We start from the raw sequence: 12,064 nt of genomic DNA, 5'->3' as shown, positions 1-12,064 counted from the left end.
AGCCTCGGCAGCGGTGCCCACCGCGCGTTCCGTATGCTCGGGGTGTTCTGAGAACACACGGTGGACACGGCTGTCCTCCCTGACCACAGCCGACCGCCCCAGCCGCGAGGAGGGCAGCTCATGGCCGAGCAGTCGACGGGAACACTGGCGTCACCGGGCACGCCCTCGGGGCGACCGGGTGCACCCACCATCAGCGAGCCGCAGCGCGCCAAGCGCTTCCAGGGCACGCTCTACCGCGGCCGTGAGGGCATGTGGTCGTGGGTCCTGCACCGGATCACCGGCGTCAGCATCTACTTCTTCCTCCTCGTGCACATCCTCGACACGGCGCTGGTGCGCATCAGCCCCGAGGCCTACGACGCGGTCATCGGCACGTACAAGAACCCGGTGATGGGGCTCGGCGAGACCGGCCTGGTCGCCGCCATCCTCTTCCACGCCCTCAACGGCCTGCGCATCATCCTCATCGACTTCTGGAGCGCCGGCACCAAGCACCAGCGCGTCATGTTCTGGGTCGTGATCGGCCTCTGGGCCGTGCTGATGCTCGGCTTCGCCCCCCGCCACCTCATGAACGTCTTCTCGGAGTAGAGCGATGACCACTGAGACCATCGAGGCCCCCCGGTCGGCCCGCACCGCCCAGCGCAGCACCAACTGGGAGAAGTGGGGCTGGATCTACATGCGCGCGAGCGGGCTCGTGCTCGTCGTGCTGATCTTCGGCCATCTCTTCATCAACCTGCTCGCGGGCGAGGGCGGCGTCAAGGCCATCGACTTCGCGTTCGTGGCGGGCAAGTGGGCCGACCCGTTCTGGCAGGTCTACGACACGCTCCTCCTCTGGCTGGCGCTGATCCACGGCTCGAACGGCATGCGCACGATCGTCAACGACTACGTGGGCCGCCCGACCACCCGCAAGGTCTTCCTCGGCGCCCTGGTCGTCTCCAGCGCCGTGCTGCTGCTGCTCGGCTCGCTCGTCATCTGGACCTTCGACCCCTGCCCCGCGGGCGCCCCGGCCGACCTCCTCCCGTCGATCTGCTCTCGCTGACCGTCGGCGGGCGCCGCGCCGACGCCCCACGACCGACCACCCCGTCCACCTGCACCACGTCCCACCTGGAAGCACCGTGACCACACCTGCACCCTCCGCCCAGAGCTCCGTCGTCGACGGCATCCACTACCACCAGCACGACATCGTCATCGTCGGCGCCGGCGGGGCGGGGATGCGCGCGGCCATCGAGGCCGGGCCGAACGCCAGCACGGCGGTCATCTCGAAGCTCTACCCCACGCGCTCGCACACCGGCGCCGCCCAGGGCGGCATGGCCGCCGCCCTCGCTAACGTCGAGGACGACAACTGGGAGTGGCACACCTTCGACACGGTCAAGGGCGGCGACTACCTCGTCGACCAGGACGCCGCCGAGATCCTCGCGAAGGAGGCGATCGACGCCGTCCTCGACCTCGAGAACATGGGCCTGCCCTTCAACCGGACGCCCGAGGGCAAGATCGACCAGCGGCGCTTCGGCGGGCACACGGCCGAGCACGGCAAGAGCCCCGTCCGTCGCGCCTGCTACGCGGCCGACCGCACCGGCCACATGATCCTGCAGACGCTGTACCAGAACTGCGTCAAGCACGGCATCGAGTTCTTCAACGAGTTCTACGTCCTCGACCTGATCATGGGCGAGGTCGACGGGGTCGAGCGGCCCGCCGGGGTCGTCGCCTACGAGCTGTCGACCGGTGAGCTCCACGTCTTCCAGGGCAAGGCCGTGATCTTCGCGACCGGCGGCTTCGGCAAGATCTACAAGACGACCTCGAACGCGCACACGCTGACGGGCGACGGCGTGGGCATCATCTGGCGCAAGGGCCTGCCGCTGGAGGACATGGAGTTCTTCCAGTTCCACCCGACCGGCCTGGCCGGGCTCGGCATCCTCCTCTCCGAGGCCGCCCGCGGCGAGGGCGCCATCCTCCGCAACAGCGAGGGCGAGCGCTTCATGGAGCGCTACGCGCCCACCATCAAGGACCTCGCGCCGCGCGACATCGTGGCGCGCTGCATGGCCACGGAGATCCGCGAGGGCCGGGGCGGCGGGCCGCACAAGGACTACGTCTACCTCGACATCACGCACCTCGACCCGGCCGTGATCGACGCGAAGCTGCCCGACATCACCGAGTTCGCCCGCACCTACCTCGGCGTCGAGCCCTACACCGAGCCCGTGCCCGTCCTGCCCACGGCGCACTACGCCATGGGCGGCATCCCCACCAACGTCCACGCCGAGGTGCTGCGCGACAACACGACCGTGGTGCCCGGGCTCTACGCCGCGGGCGAGTGCGCCTGCGTCAGCGTGCACGGCTCGAACCGGCTCGGCACCAACTCGCTGCTCGACATCAACGTCTTCGGCAAGCGCGCCGGCAACAACGCCGTCGAGTTCGTCAGGACGGCCGAGTTCGTGCCGCTGCCGGACGACCCGGCGGGCTTCGTGCGGGGCCTCGTCGACGACGTGCGGGCCGCCACCGGCACCGAGCGCATCGCGACCCTCCGCAAGGCGCTGCAGGACAGCATGGACCGCAACGCCCAGGTGTTCCGCACGGAGGAGACCCTCGACGAGGTCACCCACGTGATCGCCGACCTGCGCGACCGCTTCAAGAACATCTCCGTGCAGGACAAGGGCAAGCGGTTCAACACCGACCTGCTCGAGGCGATCGAGCTGGGCTTCCTGCTCGACCTCGCCGAGGTCGTCGTCTACTCGGCCCGCTCCCGCCAGGAGAGCCGCGGCGGGCACTTCCGCGAGGACTACCCGACGCGCGACGACGAGAACTGGCTGGTGCACACGATGGCCTACCTCACCGGCGACGCCCACTCGTCGCTGGCGGGCGACCACATCCGCCTCGACACCAAGCCCGTCGTGATCACGAACTACCAGCCGATGGAACGGAAGTACTGAGCATGAGCACCGCTGTCCTCGAGAACGCCCCCGCCGGCGCCGACGCGATCCCCACCTTCACCGCCACCCTGATCATCAGACGGTTCGACCCGGACGTCGACACGGAGCCGCGCTGGCAGGACTTCGACGTCGAGGTGCTGCCCACCGACCGCGTCCTCGACGCCCTGCACCAGATCAAGTGGGAGCAGGACGGCTCGCTGACCTTCCGCCGCTCGTGCGCCCACGGGGTCTGCGGCTCCGACGCGATGCGCATCAACGGTCGCAACCGGCTCGCCTGCAAGACCCTGATCAAGGACCTCGACATCACCCAGCCGATCTACGTCGAAGCGATCAAGGGGCTGCCGCTCGAGAAGGACCTCGTCGTCGACATGGAGCCCTTCTTCCAGTCGTACCGCGAGATCCAGCCGTTCCTGATGGCCTCGTCGAAGCCGGAGAAGGAGCGGATCCAGAGCGCCACGCAGCGCGAACGGTTCGACGACACGACCAAGTGCATCCTCTGTGCCGCGTGCACCTCGAGCTGCCCCGTCTTCTGGACGGACGGCCAGTACTTCGGCCCCGCCGCGATCGTCAACGCGCACCGTTTCATCTTCGACTCGCGCGACGAGGGCGCCCAGGTGCGCCTGGACATCCTCAACGACAAGGAGGGGGTGTGGCGCTGCCGCACCACCTTCAACTGCACCGAGGCGTGCCCCCGCGGCATCCAGGTGACCCAGGCGATCGCCGAGGTCAAGCAGGCCGTCCTGCGCGGGCGGGCCTAGCCTCCGCCGGCACCGCCCTCCGACGACGAGAGGCCCGGACTCCCCCAGGGGGTCCGGGCCTCTCGTCGCGCCGGGCGACCGTCGATCGCCAGGGGGCGGGGTGACGGGGCCGGGTCAGTCGTCCTCGACGATGCACGTCGCGTCGAGCCCGAGCGCCAGGCGCAGGGCCACGGAGACCCCGGCCTCGCCGGCGTCGGCCAGGGGCGCCACGGCGTCGACCCAGAAGACCGGGAGGCGCACCTCGGGAGGGTGCGGCAGCAGCCGCTCGATCTCCCCCGCCGTCGTGAGCTCCCGCGCGCCCCACACGGTGAGGAGGGGCTCGCCGCCCTCCGCGAAGACCTGCAGGGCGTCGCCCTCGTCGATCTCGCGCACGCCGTACGACTCGTCGACGGCACGCGCGGCCGTGGCGAGGTCGAGGGCGTCGGGGACGGTGGGGCTCAGGATCGTGATGTCACGGGGCACCGGGGGGCGTCTCCTCGTCGTCGTCGTGCTGCTCGTCGTCGTCGTCGACCTCGCCCTCGCGGGGGCGGCCAGCCCCCGCGACGCCGACGGCGCCGTCGACGGCGCTCTCGTGCAGGAGGTCGGCCTCGGCGAGGTCCTCCTCCCACGCCTGCAGCAGGGGGGTGGCGACCATGGTGGCGAGACGCTCGGGCCCGACGGCGTCGAGGGTGTCGTGGAGGGCGTCCCAGCCGGAGGTGCTCGCGTCGCCGAGCGGCACGACGTACGCGGGCAGCCGCGGCCGACCGACGACGACCACCGGCCGCGTCGAGGGGAGGGCGGACAGCTCGAGGCCCAGCCGCTTCACGGAGGGCGCGCCGATGAGCAGCGCGACCGGGTTCGGCGGCGGGTAGGTCTTCGCCCGCACGCAGCGGTCGACGTCGCCCTCCCGCGCCACGACGAGCGCGAACGTGGGCAGCGACGACCCGGCGATGTCGGAGAGCGCCTCGGTGAGGCGCGAGATCGCGGCGTCGAGGGCGCGTCGGGCGTCCGCCTCGGCCCCCTCGGAGCCCCCGGCGGCGGTCTCGACGACGGGCACGTCGATGGTGACGGCGGTGGTCTCCTCGATGCCGTGCTCGGTCACCCGGGCGGTCACGGTGCCCGAGAGGCGAGGGCCCTCGACGACGACCCGGACGGTCTCGGGGGCGGCGTGCCGAGCGTGCTGAGTGAGGACCCAGCGGTCCCAGTCGTGGAGGAGGGGCTCGGAGCTGCCCCAGGACGCGGGGCCGGTGCCGGAGACGGCCGTCCCGAGGGCCTCGAGCGCGCCTCCCAGGCTGGTGTCGTGGGAGGCGCGGTGCAGCACCGTGAGGTCGACGCTGAGCTGGGCGGTGGTGCCGACCGCGGCCGGCACGTCGACCGGGACGACCGGTGCGAGGGGGTCCTCCTGGGGCCGGCCGGCGGCGTCGACGTCGGCGTAGGGCAGGCCGGTCAGCCCGTCGCGCAGGGCCCCGGCCTCGTCGTGGACGGCCCAGGTGCCGCCGGCGTCGACGAGCGCGGCGCGCACGCCGACGGTCAGCCGCGACCGGTCGCTCGTGACGAGCACGACGCGTCGTCGGCTGCGGCGACGCGAGAGGAGGTCGGCGAAGGGCGCACTCAGCCGCACGACCCGGGCCCGGCTGTCGACCCGGACGACCTGCGCGGTGACCGCGTCGACCATCGGGTGTCGGATAGGGGTGCCCACGGGGACAGTCTGCTCCACGCCCCTGCGCGCTGACCGGAACGAGCCCGGCGTCCCCCGGATCAGGGCACGGCCCCGCCCGGGCGCATATGCTTCTCGTGCCGTCCTGCCGGGCACCGCCCCGTCGTCGGCACCGCCCCCGATCACCGACCACGACCGAGAGGCCGCGCCGACATGGACGTCCCCCGCCAGCAGCAGCTCCAGAACGACATCGCCGAGCGCTTCGCCGCCAGCCTCGAGGGCACCGACTGGGCGGAGGCCACGCTCCAGCTGCTCGAGGTGGGCTCGGTCTCGCGCCTCTGGGTCGACGCCGTCGACGCCGCGGGCAGCAGCCGCACCGTCGGCACCGTGCCCGACGTCGTCGCCCTCGGCGGGCAGCTCCGCGAGGTGATGGCCGACCCGGAGAAGGGCGCCTGGTTCTCCCTCTCGCTCACCGTCTCCCGCGACGGGTCGTTCACCGCCCGCTTCAACCTCGACCGACGCGTCTGGGTGAACCCGGGCTCGCCCTTCGAGCCCGGCGACGCCGGGGTGCTGCCCTCGGACGCCGACTACGCCGCCGACCTCGAGCGGTTCCCGCGCGCGGAGCGCTACCGGCCCGAGTGGCTGCCGACCACCGCGGGAACGGGCGGCACGGCCTCCGCGACCACCGCCTCCGTCGCCCTGCCCGGCGCCCTCACGGCCCTCGAGGGCCGCTGGGGCTGGCCGGGCGTGCTCGAGAGCGTCGCGCAGCAGACGGCGACGGCACCGGTGTCGTCGGTGGCCGGGGCGACGACGACAGGAGAGGAGGGGGGCGGAACGGCGACCGACTCCCCCGTGCTCACCGTTGACCAGCTGGCCCCCCTCGTGCGCGAGGCCGTCGTCGCCGACGTGATCGCCCCGCACCGCGTCGCGACGCTGCTGCGCCTGCACGACGAGGCCGTCGCGGCCGGGCTGCTGCCCGGCGTCGAGGGCGCCGAGGCCGTCGACGGCGACCTGTCGCTCGAGGAGGCGCGGGTCGCGGCTCCGGAGCTCGTCGCGGCCGTCGAGGCCGCCGTCGGCCAGGTGGTCGACGCGGTCGTCGCCGCCCACCTGCAGCAGGCCGTCGAGGGCTGAGGCCGGGCGGACCGGACCCGGTCCGAGCCGGACCCGGTCCGAGCCGGACCCGGCCGGCCTGGCCGGGCCGGCCCGTCGGGACTAGCCGGCGAGCGCCTCGGCGGCCTGACGGGCACCGGTGGCCGTGGTCGCGGCGACCGCGGCGGCCGCGAGGGCCTTCGCCTGCTCGAGCGTGTGCTTCGACAGCTCGAGCCGGACGTCGGCCAGGGCGGCCGGCGTCATCGACAGGGTGGTCGCCCCGAGCCCGACGAGCACGACGGCGAGCAGCGGGTCGGCCGCCGCCTCGCCGCAGATGCCGACCGGCTTCGCGGCGGCTCGGCCGGCCTCGCCGAGGGTCGAGACCAGGCGGAGCACCGCCGGGTGCCACGGGTCCTGGTAGCTGGCGACCGAGCCGAGCATCCGGTCGGCGGCCAGCGTGTACTGCGTGAGGTCGTTCGTGCCGATGCTCACGAAGTCGGCGGTCTGCATCACCTGGTCGGCGAGGACGGCCAGGGAGGGCACCTCGGCCATGACGCCGACCGTGCGGAGGCCGAGCTCACGGCCGAGGGTGACGAAGTACTCGGTCTCCTCCGCGTCGCTGACCATGGGCGCCATGACCCAGAGGTCCGCGGTCGTGGCGGCCTGGGCCGCGGCGAGCGCCGTCAGCTGGTCGCGGAGGATCTGCTCCTTGACCCGCAGCGCCCGCAGGCCGCGGAGGCCGAGGGCGGGGTTCTCCTCGTGGGCGTCGTTGAGGAAGGCGAGGGGCTTGTCGGCCCCGGCGTCGAGGGCACGGACGACGACCTTGCGGCCGGGGAAGGCCTCGAGGAGGGCCGTGTAGCTGGCGGTCTGGCTCTCGACCGTCGGGGCCTGGCTCGCGCCGAGGAACAGGAACTCCGTGCGGAACAGGCCCACGCCCTCGGCGCCGAGGGCGACGGCGCCCGCGGCCTCGTCGGGCGAGCCGAGGTTCGCGAGCAGCGGCACCGCGTGGCCGTCGGCGAGCGCGCCGTCGGTGAGCGGGGCGGCCGCGGCGGCCCGGCGGTCGGCGATGCGCTGCTCGGCGGCCGCCACCTCGTCGGCGGAGGGGTCGACGGTGACCACCCCGGAGACGGCGTCGGCGACGACGACGGTGCCGTCGACCAGGTCGAGGGCACCGGTCACGCCGACGATGGCGGGGATCGACTTGGAGCGGGCGAGGATCGCGGTGTGGGAGGTGGGGCCGCCGTCACGGGTGACGAGCGCGAGCACCTTGTCGAGGTCGAGCAGCGCCGTGTCGGCCGGGGCCAGGTCGGGAGCCACCAGCACGAAGGGCGTGTCGCTCTCGGGCACGCCCGGGGCGGGCACGCCGCGGAGGGCCGCGATCACGCGCTGGGCCACGTCGCCGAGGTCGGTCGCGCGCTCGGCCATGTAGCCGCCCATGCCGACGAGCATCTCCTGGAAGGCGCCGAAGGCCTCGAAGACCGCCCGCTCGCCGGTGACGCCGCCGTCGATGCGCTGCTCGACGTCGTCGACGAGGGTCGGGTCCTGGGCCATGAGCGCCTGGGCGTCGAGGACGTCCTTCGCCTCGCCGCCGGCCTTCTCGCCGCGGGCGGTCAGGTCGGCCGCGACGGCCTCGAGCGACTCGCGCACGCGGGCCAGCTCGGCGGACGCGTCGGCGGTGCGCGCCTCGGTGCCGGGTTCCGGCAGCGGCTCGGGCATCCTCAGGACGGGGCCGACGGCCACTCCACGTCCGACGCCAACGCCCTGTAGTGCCACGGTCGTACCTCTTCATGCTCGGGAGGGGACGGCGCACACGGGAGGGGCGGCGCCGCACGGTCGTCCACATCGTACGCGAGCGGGCCTGTCCGTCCGCGGCCCCCCGGCGCGCGGGCACCTACGCTGGGGGCATGCGCCGCCGACCCGACGACGAAGCGACCCCGCCCCCGCCCTCGGCCCCCGCCCCGGCGACGCCCGCGGGGCCCTCGGCGGCGGCCCGCCTGCTCGGGTCGCGCCTCGTCCGCGTGGTCGGGCGACACGTCGCCTCGAAGGGGCCGCTGCTCGCGGCCGGCCTCACCTACCAGGCGCTCTTCGCCCTCTTCTCGGCCCTCTGGGTCGGCTTCAGCGTGGCGGGCTTCGTCGTGGCCGGCGACGTCGTCCTCCGCGACGAGCTCGTCGTCTTCATCCAGTCGGCCGTGCCCGGCGTCATCAAGGACGACTCGGGAGCCGGCGTCGTGGAGCCGGGCGCCCTGATGAACGCCTCGGTGTTCGGCTGGACGGGCACCGTCGCGCTCGTCGGCCTGCTGTTCGGGTCCGTCCGCCTGTTCGGCAGCATGCGCGACTCCGTCCGCACGGTCTTCCGGGCCCCGACGCCGGCCCCGTCGCTGATCGTCCTCGTGCTGCGCGACCTGGCCCTCGCCGTGGCCTTCGGCGTGGCCGTCCTCGTCTCGGCGTCGATCTCCCTGCTGAGCACCACGGCGGTCACCTGGGGCCTGCACCTCGTCGGGCTCTCCACGGCCTCCCCGGCGTCCGTCGTGCTGCTCCGGGTCGTGGCGCTCGTCCTCGTGTTCGCGTTCGACACCGCGGTGCTCGTCGCGCTCTTCCGGGTGCTGGCCGGCCTGCACATCCCCGGCCGGCGACTCCTCGCGGGGTCGGCGCTCGGCGCGGCCGGCTTCGTGCTCATCACCTTCGTCGGCGGCACGTTGCTGCGGGCCGCGGGGTCGAACCCCCTCCTCGCCTCCTTCGCCGCGATCGTCGGCCTGCTGCTCGTCATCAACCTGCTCTGCCAGGTGCTGCTGCTCGCCGCCGCCTGGATCGCCGTCGGGCTGGACGACATCGGCGTGCGCGCCGACCCCCGCGAGGAGGCCGAGCGGCTGCGCCGCCTCGAGGAGGAACGGCTCGCCCAGGAGGCGCGGGTCGTCTCCGCCCCCCGGCGCGCGGCGTCGCGGGTGCGGGGCCTCGCCGCCCACGTCGCCCGGGCCGCCGGGTCGGTGCGGCGCCGAGGCGGCGACGTCGGCGGCCGCCGGTAGTCTCGTCGGCATGTCACAACGCCTCCGACTCGCGTCCGTCAACGTCAACGGCATCCGCGCCGCGTACCGCAAGGGCATGGGCGAGTGGCTGGCCGACCGCGACGTCGACGTGCTGACCCTGCAGGAGGTGCGGGCCACCACCGACGACCTCGAGGGCCTGCTCGGCCCCGAGTGGAACGTCATCCACCACCCCGCCACCGCGAAGGGCCGCGCCGGCGTCGCCATCGCGTCCCGCGGCGCCGCGGTGATCCACCGCGTCGAGCTCGGGCCGGACGACTTCGACAGCGCCGGCCGCTGGATCGAGGCCGACTACGACGTCGACGGCACGATCGTCACCGTCGTGAGCACCTACGTGCACTCGGGCGAGGTCGGCACCGAGAAGCAGGACGAGAAGTGGCGGTTCCTCGACGCGATGTCGGAGAGGCTCCCGCAGCTCGCGGCGCACTCCCAGCTCGCCGTCGTGACGGGCGACCTCAACGTCGGCCACCGCGAGCTCGACATCAAGAACTGGAAGGGCAACGTCAAGCGCGCCGGCTTCCTGCCCCGCGAGCGCGCCTACTTCGACCGCTTCTTCGGCGAGGCCGGCCAGCCCGTCGAGACCGTCGACGGCAGCGGCGGCACCGGCCTCGGCTGGGTCGACGTCGGGCGCCGCCTCTCGGGCGAGGTCGAGGGGCCCTACTCGTGGTGGTCGTGGCGCGGCCAGGCCTTCGACAACGACACGGGCTGGCGCATCGACTACCACGTGGCGACCCCGGCCCTCGCCGAGCGCGCCTCGGGCTACACGATCGACCGCGCCGCGTCGTACGACAAGCGCTGGTCCGACCACGCCCCCGTCGTCGTCGACTACGACATCTGACCCGCACCGCCCCCACGAGGACACCATGACCACGCTCCCCCCCTCCCCCGCCCCGACCACGACGCCCGGGCAGAAGCCCCGCCTCTTCTCGGGCATGCAGCCGTCGGCCGACTCGCTGCACATCGGCAACTACGTGGGCGCCCTGCTGCAGTGGCGCGAGATGCAGTCGACGCACGAGGCGCTCTTCTGCGTCGTCGACATGCACGCCATCACCGTGGCGCAGGAGCCCGCGACGCTCCGCGAGTCGACGCGTCGCACCGCGGCGCAGTACATCGCGGCCGGCATCGACCCCGAGCGCTCGACGCTCTTCATCCAGTCGCACGTGCCGGCGCACGCCCAGCTCGCGTGGGTGCTGAACACCCTCACCGGCTTCGGCGAGGCCAGCCGCATGACCCAGTTCAAGGACAAGGCGGCGAAGCAGGGCGCCGACACGGCCTCGCTCGGCCTCTTCGCCTACCCGACCCTCATGGCCGCCGACATCCTCCTCTACGGCGCCCACGAGGTCCCGGTCGGCGACGACCAGCGCCAGCACGTCGAGCTGACGCGCGACCTCGCGAACCGCTTCAACTCGCGCTTCGGCCCGACGCTCGTCGTGCCCGAGGCGGTCGTCCAGGCGGAGGGCGCCCGGGTCTACGACCTGCAGTCGCCCGAGTCGAAGATGAGCAAGTCTGCGGCCACCGAGGCCGGCGTGGTCTGGATGCTCGACGAGCCCAGCCGCACCGCGAAGAAGATCAAGTCGGCCGTGACCGACGCCGAGCGCGAGATCCGCTTCGACCGCGGCGCGAAGCCCGGGGTCTCGAACCTGCTGACCATCCTCTCCGCCTTCACCGAGACCCCCGTGGCCTCGCTGGAGGAGCAGTACGCGGGCCGCGGCTACGGCGACCTCAAGAAGGACGTCGCGGAGGCGGTGGTGGAGACGTTCACCCCGATCCGCGCGCGGGCGCTCGAGCTGCTCGACGACCCCGCCGAGCTGGACCGCGTGCTGGCCGGCGCCGCCGACCGGGCCGGCGAGATCGCCGAGGCGACCCTCGCCACCGTGTACGAGCGCATCGGGTTCCTCGCGAGGGCGTGACGGTGCGCGCGTTCACGCTCCGCTCGCCGCTCGTCGAGCTGCGAGCGCCCGACACGAGCGACGTCGAGGCGATCGTGGCGGCCTGCCACGACCCCGAGACCGTCCGCTGGACGACCGTGCCCACGCCCTACGACCGCTCCGACGCCGAGTTCTTCCTCGACCGGATCGTCGACCACGGCTGGGCCACGGGCCGCGAGATGACCTGGGGCCTCCGGGCCCCGGGGTCGTCCGAGCTCGTCGGCGTGGTCAGCGTGCGAACGGCGGGCCGCGACGTCGGCTTCTGGACGGCGCCGGCGGCCCGCGGCCGCGGCCTCATGACCGAGGCCGTGCAGCTCGTCGTCGACTGGGCCCTCGGCGAGGGCGGCCTGCCCGAGGTGCGCTGGGAGGCGCACGTCGGCAACGTCGCGTCGGCCGCGGTCGCCCGCCGGGTGGGCTTCCGGTACCTCGGGGCGGCCCCGGGCCTGCACCCGGGGCGCGACGGCGAGCACCCCCTGTGCTGGACGGCTCGGCTCGGCCCCGACGACGACCGCGAGCCGGCGCCGGGCTGGCCCGCGCCCCTCACCGGGGAATTCCCCGGTGCCGCGAGCGTTGGGTCGAGGGCCGACGCTCCCGTCGGGCCTGGCGACCGCCCTCACGTCGCGACCCCTGCCCCGGCACCGACGCCCCCTCCCGCCCCACCGACCGCTCCCCCGGAGACCCCGTGACCCTCGCC

Annotated in this window: 12 protein-coding genes; 9 read left to right on the top strand and 3 right to left on the bottom strand. The window is 73.6% G+C overall.

All coding sequences use genetic code 11. From position 1 onward, the window contains the following. The first annotated feature begins 120 nt into the window (after positions 1 to 120). The 4 genes from sdhC to IFT72_RS01965 all read left to right on the top strand — a co-directional run bounded on the left by sdhC (position 121) and on the right by IFT72_RS01965 (position 3,676). Entirely contained in the window at positions 121 to 582 is a 462-nt protein-coding gene (gene sdhC, locus IFT72_RS01980) for a succinate dehydrogenase, cytochrome b556 subunit (protein WP_082514271.1), read from the top strand. 4 nt (positions 583 to 586) lie between these two features. Continuing rightward, the gene (locus IFT72_RS01975; protein WP_167258631.1) at positions 587 to 1,033 is read left to right on the top strand and encodes a succinate dehydrogenase hydrophobic membrane anchor subunit; all 447 of its coding nucleotides are present in this window, start codon (positions 587 to 589) and stop codon (positions 1,031 to 1,033) included. 76 nt (positions 1,034 to 1,109) lie between these two features. Beyond that, the gene (gene sdhA, locus IFT72_RS01970; protein ID WP_192045418.1) at positions 1,110 to 2,918 is read left to right on the top strand and encodes a succinate dehydrogenase flavoprotein subunit; all 1,809 of its coding nucleotides are present in this window, start codon (positions 1,110 to 1,112) and stop codon (positions 2,916 to 2,918) included. Between the two features lie 2 nt (positions 2,919 to 2,920). Next, positions 2,921 to 3,676 (top strand): succinate dehydrogenase iron-sulfur subunit, encoded by a 756-nt coding sequence (locus tag IFT72_RS01965; protein ID WP_167258628.1) that lies wholly within the window; start codon positions 2,921 to 2,923, stop codon positions 3,674 to 3,676. A 114-nt stretch (positions 3,677 to 3,790) separates the two neighbouring features. Here the strand turns inward: IFT72_RS01965 and IFT72_RS01960 are convergent, their stop codons facing one another. Together IFT72_RS01960 and IFT72_RS01955 are read right to left on the bottom strand one after the other, a co-directional pair. Further along, positions 3,791 to 4,138, bottom strand: coding sequence for a hypothetical protein (locus IFT72_RS01960; RefSeq protein WP_056053227.1), 348 nt, complete (start codon positions 4,136 to 4,138; stop codon positions 3,791 to 3,793). Next, the gene (locus IFT72_RS01955) at positions 4,128 to 5,354 is read right to left on the bottom strand and encodes a DUF6177 family protein (RefSeq protein WP_192045417.1); all 1,227 of its coding nucleotides are present in this window, start codon (positions 5,352 to 5,354) and stop codon (positions 4,128 to 4,130) included. Before IFT72_RS01955 ends, IFT72_RS01960 begins: the two co-directional genes overlap by 11 nt. Positions 5,355 to 5,525: 171 nt before the next feature. Here IFT72_RS01955 and IFT72_RS01950 point away from each other — a divergent pair, with 171 nt between their 5' ends. Beyond that, the gene (locus IFT72_RS01950) at positions 5,526 to 6,443 is read left to right on the top strand and encodes a hypothetical protein (protein WP_192045416.1); all 918 of its coding nucleotides are present in this window, start codon (positions 5,526 to 5,528) and stop codon (positions 6,441 to 6,443) included. 81 nt (positions 6,444 to 6,524) lie between these two features. Here IFT72_RS01950 and ptsP read toward each other — a convergent pair whose 3' ends face one another. Beyond that, complete coding sequence (gene ptsP, locus IFT72_RS01945) at positions 6,525 to 8,174, bottom strand: phosphoenolpyruvate--protein phosphotransferase (protein WP_082514270.1); 1,650 nt, start codon at positions 8,172 to 8,174, stop codon at positions 6,525 to 6,527. Positions 8,175 to 8,305: 131 nt separating this feature from the next. Between ptsP and IFT72_RS01940 the strand changes: the two genes are divergently transcribed. The 4 genes from IFT72_RS01940 to IFT72_RS01925 are packed head-to-tail and all read left to right on the top strand — an operon-like array spanning position 8,306 to position 12,056. Then, complete coding sequence (locus IFT72_RS01940) at positions 8,306 to 9,424, top strand: YihY/virulence factor BrkB family protein (RefSeq protein WP_056053217.1); 1,119 nt, start codon at positions 8,306 to 8,308, stop codon at positions 9,422 to 9,424. A 10-nt stretch (positions 9,425 to 9,434) separates the two neighbouring features. Further along, complete coding sequence (locus IFT72_RS01935; RefSeq protein WP_192045415.1) at positions 9,435 to 10,280, top strand: exodeoxyribonuclease III; 846 nt, start codon at positions 9,435 to 9,437, stop codon at positions 10,278 to 10,280. A 25-nt stretch (positions 10,281 to 10,305) separates the two neighbouring features. After that, the gene (gene trpS / locus IFT72_RS01930; RefSeq protein WP_082514268.1) at positions 10,306 to 11,352 is read left to right on the top strand and encodes a tryptophan--tRNA ligase; all 1,047 of its coding nucleotides are present in this window, start codon (positions 10,306 to 10,308) and stop codon (positions 11,350 to 11,352) included. A 2-nt stretch (positions 11,353 to 11,354) separates the two neighbouring features. After that, on the top strand, positions 11,355 to 12,056 hold the full coding sequence (locus IFT72_RS01925; RefSeq protein WP_192045414.1) for a GNAT family N-acetyltransferase: 702 nt from the start codon (positions 11,355 to 11,357) through the stop codon (positions 12,054 to 12,056). Positions 12,057 to 12,064: the final 8 nt, after the last annotated feature.

This window comes from Frigoribacterium sp. CFBP 8754, from assembly GCF_014841815.1.
GTDB lineage: Bacteria > Actinomycetota > Actinomycetes > Actinomycetales > Microbacteriaceae > Frigoribacterium > Frigoribacterium endophyticum.
The sequence above is the reverse complement of the archived record's forward strand: the minus strand, read 5'-3'. Positions and strand labels throughout refer to the sequence as shown.

Bases quoted from the DNA above. Each gene is read 5' to 3' on its own strand.
- IFT72_RS01965 (WP_167258628.1), top strand. From the start codon at position 2,921: ATGAGCACCGCTGTCCTCGAGAACGCCCCCGCCGGCGCCGACGCGATC.
- sdhC (WP_082514271.1), top strand. From the start codon at position 121: ATGGCCGAGCAGTCGACGGGAACACTGGCGTCACCGGGCACGCCCTCG.
- trpS (WP_082514268.1), top strand. From the start codon at position 10,306: ATGACCACGCTCCCCCCCTCCCCCGCCCCGACCACGACGCCCGGGCAG.
- IFT72_RS01950 (WP_192045416.1), top strand. From the start codon at position 5,526: ATGGACGTCCCCCGCCAGCAGCAGCTCCAGAACGACATCGCCGAGCGC.
- IFT72_RS01940 (WP_056053217.1), top strand. From the start codon at position 8,306: ATGCGCCGCCGACCCGACGACGAAGCGACCCCGCCCCCGCCCTCGGCC.
- IFT72_RS01975 (WP_167258631.1), top strand. From the start codon at position 587: ATGACCACTGAGACCATCGAGGCCCCCCGGTCGGCCCGCACCGCCCAG.
- IFT72_RS01935 (WP_192045415.1), top strand. From the start codon at position 9,435: ATGTCACAACGCCTCCGACTCGCGTCCGTCAACGTCAACGGCATCCGC.